Origin of the sequence: Rhodococcus sp. DMF-1, from assembly GCF_021441945.1 — a bacterium.
GTDB lineage: Bacteria > Actinomycetota > Actinomycetes > Mycobacteriales > Mycobacteriaceae > Rhodococcus > Rhodococcus ruber.
In genome coordinates, this window is record NZ_CP090442.1 from 3512443 (window position 1) to 3529085 (window position 16643).

A 16643-nucleotide genomic window follows, 5' to 3' on the forward strand; every position below is an offset into this window, starting at 1 on the left:
GTCCGCCGCGGTCAGCTCACGACCGCGGAGCCCCGGCGTGCCCACAGCGTCACCGCGGCCGCAACCCAGATCGCGGCGAACCCCGCCGCGAGCCACCACCCCGCGTGCGCGAGGTCCACGCCCGCGGCCCAGGACGCGACGGGCTGATACCCCGGCAGCAGTTCGTCGACCGCGGACAGCGTGATGATCGCGCCGAGCACACCGGCGGCGACCACGGACACGGCGGTGACGACGACGTTGAACATCTGCCGATCGCGGCTGGGGATCTGCGCCGATCCGTACATCCGCACCATGGCGATCCCGTTGACCCCGTCGACGGCGGTCATCCCGGCCGCGAAGCACAGCGGCAGGCACAGCACCAGCCAGGTGGCGGCGCCCGAGAGGCTCGCCGTCACCGCGAGCGCGATCAGACCCACCGACGAGGCGGTGTCGAAACCGAGACCGAACAGGAAGCCCAGGACGTAGACGTGGCGGGGATGACGCACCCGTCGCAGCGGCGCCGACAGGACCCGCGCCGCCGCGGACGAGTGCACCTCGTCGGTACCGCAACGTCGGGCGGCGAGCGTGCCGCGCAACGCAACCGCGTTGACCCCGGCGACGAGCAGCAGGAAGCCGCCCGCCACGGCGGCACCGAAGGTCCCCAGGGCGGTGGCGGTCGCACCCTCGCCCGCCAGCAGACCGGTGGTCGACCCGATCCCGGCGACGACCGCCGACGTCGCCAGCAGCACGACGCTGCTGTGGCCGAGACTGAACGCCAGCCCCACCCCTACTGGGCGGCGCCCCTCGGCGACGAACTTGCGGATCGCGTTGTCGATGCCCGCGATGTGGTCCGCGTCGAGTGCGTGTCGGGCGCCCAGACCGTAGGCCGACAGGGCCACCCCGAGGGTGAGCGCGTCGCCGGCCGTGAGACGGGCCAGACCGAGCAGCCCGAAACCGAGCGCGTGGACCAGGACGACCGCGGCCACCGTGGCGGCGACACGCACCCGGGCGGGGGCGTGGGTGCGGACGTCCGAGCGCACGTAGTGCCACGGCGGCGAACCCGGTTGCGGCATCCCGGTCTCCCTTCTCCGGTCGTCTGTCGTAACTCACCGCGATGCCGGCGTGGGCCGACCGCGAGTGCACGGGCACACCCGCCGCGGGCGATCGAGGTGGGTCAGCGCAGGCTTTCCGCGTGCCGGACCGTCGTCTCCAGGTGCCGATCGACGCTGCGCAGGTCGAGTCGCGCGTCGGCGAGGAGGTCGAGGATCTCGAGGAGCGCGGCTTCGGCGGAGTCGCCGTGGGAATGCCGGTCGATGCGTCCGAACTCCTCGCTGAGCTCCTGGATCCGCCGGTCGAACCCGTGCAGATCCGCACGCAACTGCGAGGCCTGCCGGGCCAGCTCGGGAGTACTCATGGGCGGGACCGTCCTTCGAGTCGACGCGCGGGGTGTGCCCCCATCGTGGTGGACCGGGAGAGCCGGCGCCACGGATTCGGCCCGCGCCGGTTCGACCGGATCGACCCGCGGAATCACCTGTGCGATCCTTGCCCGAGTGGGATAATCACCGCCGAGCTACCGGTAATGCACCGCGGGGAGGCGTGGGGAGATGGATCCGGGACGGCAGAGCTTCGGTGTGCACAGGTGGTCGGACGAGCATCTGGATCGGCTGGTGGGAGAGAACCCCACGGACGGCGTGCTCGAGCGGAGCGGCCAGGTCCACGCCGCCCGGATCGAAGCGGCCCGCAGACGCGACGGCGGAACGTTCGACTGGACCGGCCTCGTCGAGGACCCCACCGATCCGGATCGCCGCCTCGATCCCCTGGTGCTGTCCCTGCCGACCGGCGTGACCGAAGAGCAGGTGCACGCGGCCCTGCTGGGCCGGGCGCGCGTCCTGTACGGGCCGCACGTGCTGATCGGGCACGTCTGCGCCCGCGACTGACCGCCGGGCTCACGGGCCGTCGAAGGCCGTGAATCCCGCCTCGGACAGCGACGTGCGGAAGCGGTCCCCGGCCGGTCCGAGCCGGGTGATCCACACCAGCACCTCCGACATCGGTGCCGCCGTCGCCGCCACCGGGATGCGCGTGATGCCCTCGTCGAGCGTGGCGGTGCCGACCACCTGGGACAGGTGGAGGGGACCGCCCCCGGCCGGGGCCGTCCGGATCTCGACGCGCGAACCGGCGCTGAGACTGTCGATCCACACCTCATCGAGCCGCACCGGTTGCGCGAACGCGACTGTCAGACCCAGTCCGGCCCGTCCCGCGGGGAGCTGACGCGGATACAGTTCGGTGCTCCACGCCGTGTTCGGGTTCCCGTCGACCGCCAGGTCGGCCGTCACGGCGTTGTCCGCCGCGCCCTCCTGCGCATGGGCACGCACCGCGCGGGGGACGACGGGGCCGGCGGTCCCGCCCTCCGTCGGGGGCGACGCGGCGGCGACCACCGGAAGCGTCGCCGGCGATGCCGACTCGGCACGCGGTCCGCTCAGCGCGGTGCCGGCCACCCAGCCGACCGCCGCGAGACACGCCACGCCCACCAGCGCCACCACGGCCGGCACCGCCGCACTGCGACGGGCGGTGGCCGGGGGCGGCTCCGGCTCCCGTGCGGGTGCCGCGGTCTCGGCCACCGGTTCCGGACGGTGCGGCGGCGCCCCCGGCAGCAGCCGTCCCAGCCGCTCGGCGAACACTGCTGCAGTGCACACACTTCCGTCGACCGCCTCGTCGGCCAGTGCCCGCATCGCCGGTGCACCACCCCGGTCTCCGAGCATGCACCTCAGGGCCGCGCCGAGACCGGCGACGTCGGTCGTCTCGTCCGCGCCGGGCAGCGTCGCGGGGAAGGCCAGGACCGCGGCGCCGGACTCGTCGACCCGGATGCGCACCGGATCGTCGAGGCCCAGGATCGTCGACTGCCGGTGCGCGGCACGCACCGTCTCGGCCAGACGAAGCATGATGCGCGCCGCGGCGGCCGGATCGGGACGGTCCCCGGCGACGTCGGGCAGCGACCGGCCTGGCGTCCATTCGGACACGACCACGCAGCAAGCGGAGTGGTCGGCGACATCGAAGACACGGGCCGCCGCTCCCACCCGTCCGAACGCGGCCGAGGCCGTGCGCGCACACAGCGCGTGGAAGAAGGCACCGTCGTCGCCCGCCGGTCGCGGGGCGACGGTCAGCGCGACGGTGCGGTTCATGACGGTGTCGTGTCCGCGCCAGCACTGCAGGCCGTCGACCGTTCCGTGCCGATCGACCAGAACATAGCGTCCGTCCGCGACGCGCGACCCGGCCGCCGGCTGCCGACTCGGCGGCCCACCCGGAGCCGCACCGTCGTTCTCGGTCATCGACGATCCCCTCCCCGGATCCGGGTCCCTGGCCGTCATTGTCCATCGCGGCGCTGCCGGAAGTACACGATTTCGGCACCGGCGCGCCGGTCGGCAGTTGCCGCGTCCGTCTCACCGATCCTCGGCCGCGCGGCGTTCCGGCAACGCGCGGAGACGATCGAGCAGGCGCGCGAAACCGTCGTCGCCCGACGGTTCCGCCGGCGGGTCGATCGCCAGGCCGTCGCACAGCCCGCCGTACCAGGAGCCGAGGACCTCCGGCAGCTGCGCGTAGGTGCCGCACGGCACGAGGGCGTGCAGGACGTCGTCGCTCATCAGCGGGGCCATCTCCGCCCAGCGCCGGTCCCGGGCGAGCGCACCGAGCCGCTCGCCGAGACCGGCGAGACCGTGCATCTCCAGGGTGCGCCGGTAGGCGGGGGTCGAGTACAGGAACGCGAACTCCGAGCGTGCGGCGTCGGTGGCGGCGGCGACGGCGGCGTCGTCGCGTCCGGTGATCGGTTTGGGGACCACCACGACGCGGGGACCGCCGTCGCCCCGGCCGGCGCGGGCGGCGCCCTCCCGCAGTGCCGGCAGGACCCGCTCGCGCAGGAACAGCGGATGCGAATTCGTGGGGTGGGTGACGAAGCCGTCGGAGCGCTCCCCGGCGAGCACGCACATGCGGCGGTTGACCCCACCGGTCCACAACTGCGGGGCCGCGACATCGAGCGGGCCGGGCCGGAAGTACGGCTGCAACCGGTCGAACGTGTAGTGGGTTCCGCTGTGCGACAACGGATTGTCGGTGGAAAACGCGTCGAAGATCGCCCGCAGGGAGTCGAGGTAGTCACGCAGCTGCGCGGCGGGATCGCTCCACGGCATCGAGAAGCGGCCCACGATGTTGCCGCGGACCTGCGTCGCGATCCCGAGCTGGAAGCGGCCCCCGGAGAAGCGGGCCAGCTCCCAGGCGGAGTAGGCGGTGACCATCGGGCTGCGGGCGAACGCCACGACCATGCTGGTCCGCACCGTCAGCCGCGAGGTGTGCTCGAGCGCCAGGGCGCACACCGCGAACGGATCGCGCACCGTCTCCGACACGTGCACGGTGTCGTATCCGAGGGCCTCGATCCGGCGAACCCGCTCGGCCACCCGGCTCAGCGGCGTGTCCGCCGGCAGTGATGCCACCACTTCCATCTCGGGACCTCCGTGTCGATCAGAAGACGACGATCCCGCGCAGGTTCCGTCCCTCGTGCATGTCGGTGAAGCCCTGCGCGATGTCGTCGAGCTTGTAGGTGGCGGTGACCAGTTCGTCGAGCTTCAGCTTGCCCGAGGTGTACAGCTCGATCATCCACGGGATGTCGGCGGTCGGGGCCGAGGCGCCGAACAGCGAACCCTGCAGCCGCTTCTGGTACAGCACCAGCTCCATCGGGCTGACGGGGATTCCCACGTCGCTCATCGCGCCGAGACCGGTGACCACGCACGTGCCGGCCTTGCGGATCGCGGCGAACGCCTGCGCGATGTGCTCGCCGGTCGTCACGCCCACGGTGACGATCGCGGCGTCGGCGCCCTGACCGTCGGTGCAGGAGCGGGCGATCTCCGTCGCCTCGGCCATGTCGGCGACGGCGTGCGTCGCACCGAACCGCAGCGCGCTCTCCCGCTTGAACGGCACCGGGTCGACGGCGATGATCCGGGCCGCGCCGGCGTGGGCGGCGCCCTGGACGGCGTTGATGCCGATGCCGCCGACGCCCTGCACGATCACGGTCTGCCCCGGATACACCTCGGCGGAGTTGACCGCCGCGCCCCAGCCGGTGCCCACCCCGCAGCCGAGCAGGCACAGCTTGTCCAGCGGCAGGTCCTTGTCGACCTTGATCGCCGAATCGACGCTCACCGTGGTGTATTCGCTGAAGGTGGACAGGCCGCAGGTCTGTGCGACCGGCGCCCCGTCGAGACTGAGCCGGAAACTCGCCGGGTCGTCGGGCCGGCTGCCGGTCATGATCGCCGCACCCCGGTCGCACAGGTTCTGCAGTCCCTTGGCGCACCACCGGCACCGGCCGCACGCGGCGAGGAACGAGAACACGACGTGGTCGCCTTCGCTCCAGCCGGACGTCTCGGGCCCGACCTGCACGACGACGCCGGCGCCTTCGTGGCCGCCGCAGATCGGGTAACTGCCGACCGCGTGGTCGCCGGTGGCGATGTGGTCGTCGGAGTGGCACAGGCCCGCCGCCACCATCTGCACCGTCAGTTCGCCGCGCCGCGGCTCGTCCAGTTCGAGGTCGGCGATCTCGTACGTGCCGGGTGCCTGGCGGATGATCGCGCCACGGGTTCTCATCGGGTTCCTTCGGATGGGTGGGACGGTGGCCGGGTTCGGTGCACCGTCAGGGGGTGACCTGGGCGTCCATCGCGGCGCGGTAGCCGTCGCCGTACGGCGGCAGCATCCCCCACTCGCGGCGCGGATCCTGGTCGGGGGCGACGAACACCGTTCGGGCGTGGCTGAATTCGAGGAAGCCCTCGCGGCCGTTGTAATGCCCCGTGCCGGAGGCACCGATCCCGCCGAACGGCGCGTCGAGCATGCCCGGATGCATCATCACGTCGTTGATCGTCACGCCCCCGGAGGTGGTGGATTCGACGACGGTGCGCTGCTCGTCGTCGTCCTTCCCGAAGTAGTACAGGGCCAGCGGTTTCGGCCCGGCGTTGAGCTGCGCGATCACGTCCGCGAGGTCGTCGTAGGTGCGCACGACCATGGCCGGTCCGAAGATCTCCTCCTGCGAGATCGCCGCGTCCGCCGGCGGGTCGACGACCAGCCGCAGGGGGCGGCGCCGGTCGGTCGCGTCGATCGGTTCCGCCGGCACGGTCTCGATGCGTGCCCCCCGCTGTTCGGCGTCGCGGATGTAGCCGTCGATGCGTGCCGCGTGCCGCTCGGTGACGACGGCCGTGGCGTCGGCGTTGCCGGCGGCGGTGGGCAGCAGTTCGAGATACGACGCGCGGACCGCGGCGACAAACGGCTCGAGGCTCTCCGACGGGACGTACACGGTGTCCGGGTTGACGCACAGCTGACCGGCGTTGGTGGCCTTGCCGACCGCGATCCGGTACGCGGCGGCGGCGAGGTCGGCCGAACGCCCGACGATCGTCGGGGACTTGCCGCCGAGCTCGAGCGTGACGGGCACCAGGTTGCGGGCGGCGTTCTCCAGCACCGAGCGGCCCGCGGCCTGGCCGCCGGTGAACACGATGTGGTCGAACGGCAGTGCCGTCAGGGCCTGCGCCACGTCGGGACCGCCGGTGACGACCGCGACGTCGGCGGGGTCGAGGAACTCGGCGGCCGCCTCGGCCAGCACCTGTGCGGTGCGGGGGACGAGTTCGGACGGCTTGAGCACAGCCCGGTTCCCGGCGGCCAGCACCCCGGCGAGCGGGCTCAGGAGGGTGAACACCGGCGCGTTCCAGGTTCCGATGATCGCCACCGACCCCTTCGGCTGGTACTGCACCGAGGCGGTGGCGCCCAGCTGGTCGTACGGGGCGAAGACCGACCGGTGCTCGGGCTGCATCCACTCCTCGAGGTGGTCACGCGAGTACTTCAGCGCGGTCAGCGAGCCGAGCACGTCGTTGACGGTGGAGTACCCCGGGTGGCGGCCACCGAAGTCGGCGTCGATCGCCTCGACGATCCGCCCGCGGCGGGCGACGAGCATGTCGATCACCCGCTGGATCCGGGCGCGGCGCTGCGCCGCGGAGCTGGTCCGTCGTGCGCGAAACTCCCTCTGCTGGTTCTCGAGCAGCGCGTGCACGTCGGTGCCGATGGTTGCGGTCATGGCGCGGATGCTATGGGCGGTGCCGGCCGGTCCCCGGCGCAGTCCCGTTGAGCGAGACCGCTACCCGCTCAGTCGGTGGCGACGTACGCGCACCCCTCCCCCGTGCCGGGGGCACGTCGGTCCCGCCGGGTCCACAGCACCCCGTCACCCGGGGTCGGCCCCTGCCGGACCAGTTCGCGTTTGAGGATCTTGTTGGTGGCGGTCACCGGCAGGTCGGGGGCGATGCGCACGTGGCGGGGCCAGGCCTTCGGCGACAGATCGGGTTGCGCGGCGAGGAACTCCTCGAACCGGTCGGGGGTCAGCTCGGCGCCGTCCCGCAGGACGAGCGCGGCCATCACCTGATCGCCCACGTGCGCGTCGGGCACGGCGTAGACGGCGACGCGGCTCAGCGCCGGGAGCCGCTGCAGGATCCGCTCGATCGGGGCGGCGGTCAGGTTCTCGCCGTCGACCCGCATCCAGTCGGCGGTGCGGCCGGCCAGATAGATCCAGCCGTCGGCGTCCTTGTAGGCGAGATCGCCGGACCAGAACATGCCGTGCCGCAGCCGCTCGTCGGTGGCCTGCGGGTCGTTGTAGTACCCGGAGAAGAACCCGGCGCCGTGGGTGTTGACGAGTTCGCCGATCGCCTCGTCGGCGTTGAGCAGGGCGCCGGTGTCGTCGAACTCCGCGGCGGGGCATTCGGTGACGGTGGCGGAGTCGTACACGGCGACGCCCTCGAGACCCCGGCCGATCGAGCCGCGCGGGGTGCCCGGTTCGCGGGTGACGATGACGGCGTTCTCGGTGGATCCGAAGCCGTCCCACACGGTGCAGTCGAACCGACGCGCGAACTCCTCGATGTCGCGGTCCGTGGCCTCGTTGCCGAACGCCACCCGCAGCGGGTTGTCCCGGTCCTCGGGCCGCTCCGGGGTGGCGAGCACGTAGGCGAGAGGTTTGCCCACGTAGTTCATGTACGTCGCGCCGTAGCGGCGGACGTCGCCGAGGAACCGGGACGCCGAGAACGTGGCCGGGGCCATCGCCGCGCCGCTGCCGACGCCGACGCTCCACCCGGCGAGCACGGCGTTGGAGTGGAACAGCGGCATCGACAGGTAGCACACATCCCGGTCGGTGATGCCGAACCGCCCGATGAGGTTCTGGCCGGCGAACAGCACCATCAGGTGCGCGACGCGGACCGGTTTCGGGTCGCCGCTCGTGCCGGAGGTGAAGATCATCATGAACGTGTCCATCGCCTCGGCCTCGCGGTGCGGGCGCAGCTCGCCGGCGCCGGCGAGCAGATCCGCCCACTCGGGCGTCGACGTGTCGAGGATCCGCACCCCGGGTAGGTCGAGGCCGTCGAGCAGCGGCCGGTGCTGCCGATCGGTGACGACGATCTGGCAGTCGGCGCGCGAGATGTCGCGGGCCAGACCGTCGCCGCGACGGGTGGTGTTGATGCCGCACAGGACGTATCCGCCGAGTCCGGCCGCGGCGACGGCCTCGAGCATGTCGGGGGTGTTGCCGAGCACGGTTCCCACGTGCATCGGGCGGTTCGGGTCCGCGAGGGTGAGCAGCGCGGCGGCCTGGGCGGACGCACGACCGAGGTGCTCCTGCCACGTCCAGGCGCGGTCGCCGTACACCACGGCGGTGCCGGTCTGGCCGAGTCGCGCGCGCAGTGCCTGCTGGACGGTGTCTGCCACGGTCTCACCTCGTCGTCGTGGGGTCGGTGGTCAGGTGCCGGGACAGGAACGAGATCTGGTGCGCGACAGCAGCGTCGAACCATTCGTGCCCCGGCCAGACGCCGAAGTGGTCGCACGGGTAGTGGCGGACCTCGGCGCGGCCCCGCTCGGCGGCGAGCGCGGCGGCGCGCGGCGGCGCACTGCGGTCGAAGTCGGCGATCTGGACGAGCAGCGGGCAGCGCAGCCCGGCGGCGTCCTTGCCGGGACGGTAGGTGCCGAGTTCGAGTGCGATGCGGGCGTCGATCTCGTTGCGCCACGTCGGTCCGGCCAGGACGGTGTAGTCCTCGAAGTAGCCGTCGAGGGTGAGTGCCGCGGTCTCCCCGGGCCGGCCGACGACCGGGATGGTGACGGGTCCGCGGCCGGTCCGCGTCGAGACCCGGCTGCGAGCGCCGGTGGCCGCGGACCGCATCATCGTCCGTGCGGAGTGGTGCCGGCCGGCCAGCCGTCCCGCGGCCGGTCCGTCGACCAGCGGGGTGACGGCGACGACGGCGGCGACGTCGGAGCGGTGGGCGCCGACGGTGAGCACATGCCCACCGGAGAGCGATACTCCCCAGAGCACCAGTCGATTCCGGTCGACACCGTCGAGCGCCGCGGCCGCGTCGAGGGCTGCCCGGTAGTCGTCGGCCTGGCCGCGCAGGTCGACCCGTTGCCGCGGCGTGCCGCCGGAGGCGCCGAACCCGCGGTAGTCGAAGGCGACGACGTCGAGGCCGGCGTCGGCCAGGCGATCGGCGAACTCGCGGAGTCCGGAATCCTTGGTGCCGCCGAGGCCGTGCGCCATCACCACCGCCGGCCGTCCGTCGTCGCCGGTGAACGCGTCGCCGCGGCCGGGGAAGTGCCAGGCGTCGCAGTCGGCGTCGCCGGAGCGGAAGGTCAGGTTCCGGGGCGTCATCGGCGTGCCCCTTCCGGGACGTTGCCCACCGGGCGTGGGGAGTTCTGGGCCGCAGCACGTTTCAGTCCGTCGGGCAGCTCGTGCACCCGCAGGTCGTGCTCGTAGAGGAAGTAGTCGACCTGCTGGGTGTGCCGGGGCCGGTCGAGCATGTGCCCGGTGTACTTGCGCTGATCGGCGTCGATCACTCGTTCCATCTCGTCGGGCGGCGGCGGCCGGTACCGGCCGATCACGTGGGCCGCGACGAGCCGCGCCTGGCACTCGACGAAGGGGAACAGGGTCGGGGTGGCCTGCGCGAAGCCGACGAACGCGAGGTTGTCGATGCCGGGCGCGAAAATCCGCTTGTAGAGCCGGATGTGGTTGCCGGGTGCGGCGATGAAGTCTTCGTCGAAGAACGGGAAGGTGATGTTGTACCCGGTGGCGTAGACGACGACGTCGAAGTCCGAGGAGGTGCCGTCGGCGAAGTGCACCGTCGCGCCGTCGAGCAACCGGATGTCGGGTTTGGCGACGACGTCGCCGGAGCCGAGACGCAGCGGCAGTTCCACCGACTGGGTGGGGTGCGCTTCGAAGAACTTGTGGTTGGGCGTGGGCAGTCCGTACCGCTCGGGCCGGCCGGCGAGGAGTGGCTGGCCGAGCTGGGCGAGTTTGCGCTGCCACGACAGCGGCAGGTGCGGACTGGTCCGGTAGTACTTGTCGGCGGGCCGCCCGGCGATGTACTTCGGCACGATCCACGCGCTCGAACGGGTGGAGAGGGTGACCTCGTTGCCGAGTGCCTTCGACGACAGCTCCACCGCGATGTCGGCGGCGCTGTTGCCGATCCCGACGACGAGGATGCGCTTGTCGGAGAAGTCGATCGGCGTGCGCGGATCGATGTAGTGGTGGGAGTGCAGCGACGTGCCGGTGAACTCTCCCGGGAAGTCCGGGATCCGCGGGTCCCAGTGGTGCCCGTTCGCCACGACGAGGTAGTCGAAGTACCGGGTGCGCCCGTCCTCGGTGTCGAGTTCCCACCGGCCGTCGTCGCCCCGGCGGGCGTGCACGACGCCGTTGCGGAACTCGATCCGGGACTCGAGGTCGAACGCCGCGGCGTATCCGTCGAGGTACTGCTTGATCTGGGTGTGGTGCGGGAAGTCGGGGAAGGACTCCGGCATCGGGAAGTCCTTGAACGACAGCTGGTGCTTCGATGTGTCGATGTGCAGGGAGCGGTAGGCGCTGCTGTGACCGTTGGGGTTGCCGAACGCCCAGTTGCCGCCGATCCGGTCCGACGACTCGAAGCACGTGTAGGGCACGCCGTAGTCGCCGAGCATCTTTCCTGCGGTCAGACCGCTGATTCCCGCGCCGATGACGGCGGTGGTCGGTGCCGGCATGTCGCAGCTCCTCGTGTGCAGGTTCCGGCCCCCCGGTGAGCCGGTCCGATCGCCGGCGCGAACGCGTCCGGTGACGACGACCCCAATGTAGAACATGTTCACCGCGGGTGTAGACACTTTTCGGAAAGTGTCTACTGCGCGTAGGGTCGGCTCGCGGGCCGGCGGTCCGCGAGCCGAGAGGAACAGCGCGTGCCCACCGAGACGACACCCGGAAGCGTCCGCGAGCGGCTGCTCGCCGCGACCGAAGAAGTCCTGCGCGCCAAGGGAATCCGGGCGACGACGATGGCGGAGGTGGCCGAGGTGGCCGAGGTGTCCCGGGCCTGGCTGTACCGGCACTTCCCGGACAAGGCGAGCCTGGTCGGCAGCGTGATCGTCCGGCTCGACGACGCGTACTGGACCGCAGCCAGGACGGCCCTCGCCGGGTACGGCACCTTCGTCGAGCAACTCGCGGCCGGCGTCCGGATCGGCCGGGCCACCTACGACGATCCGGGGGCGCTGCCGCTCCGGCTGCGCGCCGCCGAGCCCGAGGAGTTCGCGGCGTGCGCCGGCGCGGGGGTCCGCGAACTCGTTCCCGACCTCGCGGCGTTCTGGCTAGAGTTCGTGGTCGCGGCGATCGAACGCGGGGAGGTCCGCGACGACGCCGAGCCCGTCGAGGCCGCCGAGTGGGTGGCGCGCTCGCTCATCAGCCTCGCGACGGTGCCCGGCAACACCCTCGACCCCGACGACGACGACGCCGTGCTGCGCTACGTGCGGCGCTACGTGCTCGCCGGCCTGTCGCCCGCCGCGCCGCGCTGATCGGCGCCCGTCAGCCCTCGCGTTCGAAGGTGACGAGCAATCCCTCGACCCCGCCCGGGCCGACGCGGCCCTTGATCTCGGCGGACGTGATGGCCTTCAGGCGCCACCCCTGCCGGGCATGCTCGTTGAGCAGATCCTCGAGCTTGTCACCGGACATCTTCCCGCCGAGCATCTTCTCGCGGACCTCGACGACCTTGTACGAGTACATCGCATCCCTCATGTCGTGGCGATCGGGAATCGGCAGGGGCGCCGACCTTTCGCATCCTACCCGCGCCCACCCCGGCGCGAGCCGCGCTCGACGACCGAAGGACGAATCCGCCCGAACCCGGCTGCCAGCAGGTTCCCAGCGTCCGTCCACGGTTTCCCCAGCATCGCTTCGTAGCGTGAACCTCACCGAACCGAGCCGAGAGGACACCGCAATGAGTTCACGCCGGGCGCGTCGCGTTCCCACCGACCCCGACCTCCACGAGCACGACCTGGGCCTGGCCCACGACATGAGGACGATGCTGTCGCGCCGGCGGATGCTGGCCGTCTTCGGCGCGGCCGGCACCGCCGCCCTCGCCGCGTGCTCGACGGGTGGGTCGACGTCCACCTCGGCGGCCGCCTCCGCCACCACGGCGTCGAGCACGACCGCGTCGGCCACGGGCGAGTGCGTGGCGGCCGCACCGCAGGAGACCGCCGGACCGTATCCCGGCGACGGATCGAACGGGCCCAACGTCCTGATCGAGTCGGGAATCGTGCGGCGCGACCTCACCACCAGCTTCGGCAGCTACACCGGCACCGCCGAGGGCGTGCCGACGACCGTCACGCTGCACCTGCAGGATCTGGCGGCCGACTGCGCCGCCGGTGCGGGCATGGCGGTCTACCTGTGGCACTGCGACCGCGACGGCAACTACTCGCTCTACAGCGAGGGTGTCACCGAGCAGAACTACCTGCGCGGCGTGCAGGTGGCCGGGGCCGACGGCACCGTCTCGTTCACCTCGATCTTCCCGGCCTGCTATTCGGGACGCTGGCCGCACATCCACTTCGAGGTCTACGACTCCCTCGAGGTCGCCGTCGCCGGTGACAACGCCCGGCTGACGTCGCAGATCGCCCTCCCCCAGGACGTGTGCGAGACGGTGTACGCGCAGGCCGAAGGTTATTCGCAGAGCACCCGCAACCTCGCGCAGGTCGGTCTCGATTCCGACAACGTCTTCGGCGACGGCTGGGACGCCGAACTCGCGACCGTCAGCGGCAGCATCGACACCGGCTACGCCGTCGACATCACGATCGGTGTCGCCGAGAAATCGGCGAACGTCCAGTCCGACATGCCGCCGCAGGGCGGGATGGGTGGTGGCCCGGCAGGGGGCCGCCCGGCAGGTCCGCCGGCCGGGCAGTGACGGGACCGCCCGCGCCGATTCGGCGTGCCCTTACGCTTCGTCCGCTCCATTTCGGCCCTGCCCTGTGGGGGTGCGACGGCGGCAGACTCGCCCCATCGCCGCCGCCCCGGAAAGGACCCCCCGTGAGCGCCCCCTCCCTGTCCCAGCACACGACGACCCTGCGTTTCCTCGATCCTGCCGACGGCACTCCGCTCGGCTGTGTCGCGACCTGGCCGGACCACCGGTTCACCCTCACCGACGTCGTCGACGTCCTGCGGCGCTTCGGCCTCCACGTCAGCGATCACCGGCCGCTGGACGAGCCGGGGACGCACCACTTCACGATCGCACCGGCCGCAACCGTCGCTCCGGATCCCGGGGTGCTCGAGCTGATCGCGGACGCGTTCGTCGCGGGCACCGAGGGCCGCACCGAGATCGACGACTTCTCTATTCTCGTTCTGCAGGAGGGAATCTCGTGGAGGTGGGTCGATCTCGTGCGGGCGGCCGTCCGGTTCCTGGCCCAGGCCGGGATCGGCCTGTCGCCGGCGTACATGCTCGGCTGCCTGACCGCCACCCCCCGCTTCGCGGCGGACCTCGCCGCGCTGTTCGACGCCCGGTTCCGGCCCGGGCTGCCCGACCGGGACGGCGCCGTGGCCGCCGCGGGCGCGGCGGTGGCCGGCCACATCGATCGCGCCGCGACGTTCGATCTGGACCGGACCCTGCGGGGGCTGCGCTCGTTCGTCGACGCGACGCTGCGCACCAACTGGTTCCAGCGTGGGGGCAGCAGATCGTACGCGTCGTTCAAGCTCGATCCGTCCGCGCTGAGCGTCGGCGCAGCGATCGTGCCGGTGCGGGAGATCTACGTCCACTCCCGTGACGTCGAGGGTGTGCATGTGCGGGCCGAGCTCGTCGCGCGCGGCGGACTGCGATTCTCCGAACGCCCGGAGGACTACCGCACCGAGGTCCTCGGGCTGATGGCGACCCAGGCCGTCAAGAACGCGCCCATCGTCCCCGGCGGCGCGAAGGGCGCGTTCGTGCTCCGGCCCGGCTCCGGCGCGGACCTCACCACCGCCTACACCACGTTCGTGCGCGGCCTGCTCGACGTCGTCGACAACATCGTCGACGGCTCGCCCGTCACCCCGCCCGACACCGTCGCCTACGACGGCGCGGACGCCTACCTGGTGGTCGCCGCCGACAAGGGCACCGCCCGCATGTCCGACACCGCCAATGCCGTGGCCGCCGAATACGGTTACTGGCTCGGCGACGCCTTCGCCTCGGGCGGGTCGGCCGGCTACGACCACAAGGCGATGGGCATCACCGCCCGCGGCGCGTGGGTGGCCGTGCGGCACCGCTTCGCCGAGCTCGGACACGACGTCGACACGCAGACCTTCACCGTCGCGGGCATCGGCGACATGTCGGGTGACGTCTTCGGCAACGGCATGCTGCTCAGCGACCGCATCCGCCTCGTCGCCGCGTTCGACCACCGGCACATCTTCCTCGACCCCGACCCGGACCCCGCCGCCGCCCACCGCGAGCGTGCGCGGCTGTTCGCGCTGCCGCGCTCGTCCTGGGCCGACTACGACCCCGCGGTGATCTCCGCGGGCGGCGGCGTGTGGCCGCGCACCGCCAAGTCCGTGCCGCTGTCCGCCCCTGCCCGCGCGGCCCTCGGGATCGACGCCGAGACGCTGACACCCGACGAGCTGATCAAGGCCGTCCTGCGCGCGCCTGTGGACCTGCTGTGGAACGGCGGTGTCGGCACGTACGTGAAGGCCTCCGGCGAAACACACGGCGACGCCGCCGATCCCGCCAACGACCGGGTCCGGGTCGACGCCCGCGAGGTACGGGCCCGCGTCGTCGGGGAGGGCGGCAACCTGGGCTTCACCCGCGCCGCCCGCATCGAGTACGCGCGCTGCGGCGGCCGCTGCGACGGCGATTTCGTCGACAACGCCGCCGGCGTCGCCACCTCGGACCGGGAGGTCAACATCAAGATCGCGGTCGACCGCGCGGTGGCGGCCGGGACGCTGGCGCCCGGGCGGCGGGAGACCCTGCTCGCCGCGGTGACCGACGACGTGGCCGCGGCGGTGCTCACGGCCTCCCGCGATCAGGTGCTCGCCCTGGGAGCCGGCGAGCACGACGCCCCGGCGCTGCTCACCCAGCACGAACGCCTGATCGAGGACCTGGCGCGGGCCGGCCGGATCCCCCGCAGCGACGACAGCCTGCCCACCACGGACGAGATCCGGGAGCGGCGGCGAGCGGGCACGGGCCTGCTGCGCCCGGAGCTGGCGGTGCTCCTGGCGCAGTCGAAGAACGTCGTCGCGAGCGAGCTGGCCGCGTCGTCGCTGCCGGACTCCCCGGCCTGCGCCCCGTGGGCCGAGAGCTACTTCCCCGCCGAGATCCGGGCCCGCGCCGCGAGCGGCGTGGCCGAGCATCCCCTGCGCCGGGAGATCGTCGTCGCGTCGCTCGCGGACGAACTCGTCAACCGGCTCGGCCCCGGCGCCCTGTACCGGTTCGAGGAACGGTTCGGCGCCGCCACCGAGGACTCGGCGCTCGCCTACGTGGTGGTCAGCCGGGTGCTGCACACCGAGGACATCCGGGCCCGGATCCTCGCGGCGGGCGCCGACGCGCGCACCACGGTGGCGGAACTGAGCGCGCTCGCGCGCGTCGTCGAGGCCGAGATGGCGTGGTTGCTGCGCCACACCGCCCGCCGGACGCTCCGCGACGTGCTCGCGGGTGCGTGCACCGACGCGGACACACCGGAGGCTCTCGTCGCGGTCTTCGCCGCGCCCGTCGCCGCCGCCCTGGGCGACCGGCCCTCGGCCGAGGACTGCCGCGGCGCCTTCGCGAACGCCGCGGTGGCGCTGCGCCTGGGCATCGACCCCGCCCGTGTCGCCGCGGCCCGCGACGAACTGGCCGACCTCCTCCACATTCGCCGGCTCCTGGACGGTTTCGTGACCCGGGTGCGCGGCCCGTACTGGGAGGCCATGGGTGCGGCGGCTCTGCGCGACGAGATCGCCGACCGGCTCGACGCGCTCGTCGTCACCGCGCTCGACGGCCGTGCCGCGGACCTGCCCGATCGCGCGCACCGGCTCGTGCGGCTCCTCGACCGGCTCCGCGGTGAGGACGCGGTGGACACCGCCCGGCTGGCCGTGATCGCCGGGGAGCTGCGCCTGCTCGACCGCTGAGCGGGTGTCTCTTATGGATCGGCTCTTGCGTGCGGCATGACGCATGTCGTGGATGATGCGTTGCGTTCCCGGGACCCGGCCCCGGCACCGGGATGTGCCGCGCGGTCGGTGTCCCGGGGCCCGATACGCCACCGCAAGCCGCGCCGCGGTTCGTCGCATCGCCTCGCCTCATCCCCTACGGACAGAATCCGCGACCCCACTCAGGTGGGGCAGGGAGGAGAGGGCCATTCGGAGCGTACAGCGGGTCGAGAACACCCGCGCGGCGGGCAGGCCGTACACGCAG

Annotated in this window: 14 protein-coding genes; 4 read left to right on the forward strand and 10 right to left on the reverse strand. The window is 72.4% G+C overall.

Going from position 1 to position 16643, the window contains the following annotated elements; translation table 11 throughout:
- Positions 1-11: 11 nt before the first annotated feature.
- Both LZP97_RS15920 and LZP97_RS15925 read right to left on the reverse strand, forming a co-directional pair.
- On the reverse strand, positions 12-1052 hold the full coding sequence (locus LZP97_RS15920; RefSeq protein ID WP_010596025.1) for a HoxN/HupN/NixA family nickel/cobalt transporter: 1041 nt from the start codon (positions 1050-1052) through the stop codon (positions 12-14).
- Positions 1053-1153: 101 nt separating this feature from the next.
- Complete coding sequence (locus LZP97_RS15925; protein WP_010596026.1) at positions 1154-1393, reverse strand: hypothetical protein; 240 nt, start codon at positions 1391-1393, stop codon at positions 1154-1156.
- A gap of 190 nt (positions 1394-1583) precedes the next feature.
- Here LZP97_RS15925 and LZP97_RS15930 point away from each other — a divergent pair, with 190 nt between their 5' ends.
- Positions 1584-1916: a hypothetical protein gene (locus LZP97_RS15930; RefSeq protein WP_010596027.1), complete on the forward strand. Its 333-nt coding sequence runs from the start codon at positions 1584-1586 to the stop codon at positions 1914-1916.
- A 9-nt stretch (positions 1917-1925) separates the two neighbouring features.
- Here the strand turns inward: LZP97_RS15930 and LZP97_RS15935 are convergent, their stop codons facing one another.
- The 7 genes from LZP97_RS15935 to LZP97_RS15965 form a co-directional block, all read right to left on the reverse strand.
- Entirely contained in the window at positions 1926-3305 is a 1380-nt protein-coding gene (locus tag LZP97_RS15935) for a hypothetical protein (RefSeq protein WP_119700064.1), read from the reverse strand.
- Positions 3306-3416: 111 nt separating this feature from the next.
- A complete protein-coding gene (locus LZP97_RS15940; RefSeq protein WP_203011097.1) occupies positions 3417-4466 on the reverse strand; it encodes a TIGR03617 family F420-dependent LLM class oxidoreductase in 1050 nt (349 codons plus the stop codon).
- 19 nt (positions 4467-4485) lie between these two features.
- Positions 4486-5601: an NDMA-dependent alcohol dehydrogenase gene (locus tag LZP97_RS15945; RefSeq protein ID WP_010596031.1), complete on the reverse strand. Its 1116-nt coding sequence runs from the start codon at positions 5599-5601 to the stop codon at positions 4486-4488.
- A 46-nt stretch (positions 5602-5647) separates the two neighbouring features.
- The gene (locus LZP97_RS15950; protein WP_267966406.1) at positions 5648-7081 is read right to left on the reverse strand and encodes an aldehyde dehydrogenase family protein; all 1434 of its coding nucleotides are present in this window, start codon (positions 7079-7081) and stop codon (positions 5648-5650) included.
- Between the two features lie 59 nt (positions 7082-7140).
- Complete coding sequence (gene fadD1 / locus LZP97_RS15955) at positions 7141-8739, reverse strand: fatty-acid--CoA ligase FadD1 (protein ID WP_064065703.1); 1599 nt, start codon at positions 8737-8739, stop codon at positions 7141-7143.
- A 4-nt stretch (positions 8740-8743) separates the two neighbouring features.
- The gene (locus LZP97_RS15960; RefSeq protein WP_064065702.1) at positions 8744-9667 is read right to left on the reverse strand and encodes an alpha/beta hydrolase; all 924 of its coding nucleotides are present in this window, start codon (positions 9665-9667) and stop codon (positions 8744-8746) included.
- Positions 9664-11028: a flavin-containing monooxygenase gene (locus LZP97_RS15965; RefSeq protein ID WP_017679903.1), complete on the reverse strand. Its 1365-nt coding sequence runs from the start codon at positions 11026-11028 to the stop codon at positions 9664-9666. Before LZP97_RS15965 ends, LZP97_RS15960 begins: the two co-directional genes overlap by 4 nt.
- 189 nt (positions 11029-11217) lie before the next feature.
- On the opposite strand from LZP97_RS15965, the gene LZP97_RS15970 reads away from it, so the two are divergent.
- Complete coding sequence (locus LZP97_RS15970) at positions 11218-11823, forward strand: TetR/AcrR family transcriptional regulator (protein WP_234574805.1); 606 nt, start codon at positions 11218-11220, stop codon at positions 11821-11823.
- Between the two features lie 10 nt (positions 11824-11833).
- On the opposite strand, the gene LZP97_RS15975 is transcribed toward LZP97_RS15970, so the two are convergent.
- Positions 11834-12031, reverse strand: a complete 198-nt coding sequence (locus tag LZP97_RS15975) for a DUF4177 domain-containing protein (protein ID WP_006935226.1) — start codon at positions 12029-12031, stop codon at positions 11834-11836.
- Positions 12032-12242: 211 nt separating this feature from the next.
- On the opposite strand from LZP97_RS15975, the gene LZP97_RS15980 reads away from it, so the two are divergent.
- Together LZP97_RS15980 and LZP97_RS15985 are read left to right on the forward strand one after the other, a co-directional pair.
- The gene (locus LZP97_RS15980; protein WP_234574807.1) at positions 12243-13202 is read left to right on the forward strand and encodes an intradiol ring-cleavage dioxygenase; all 960 of its coding nucleotides are present in this window, start codon (positions 12243-12245) and stop codon (positions 13200-13202) included.
- 122 nt (positions 13203-13324) lie between these two features.
- On the forward strand, positions 13325-16360 hold the full coding sequence (locus tag LZP97_RS15985) for an NAD-glutamate dehydrogenase domain-containing protein (RefSeq protein WP_234574809.1): 3036 nt from the start codon (positions 13325-13327) through the stop codon (positions 16358-16360).
- Positions 16361-16643: the final 283 nt, after the last annotated feature.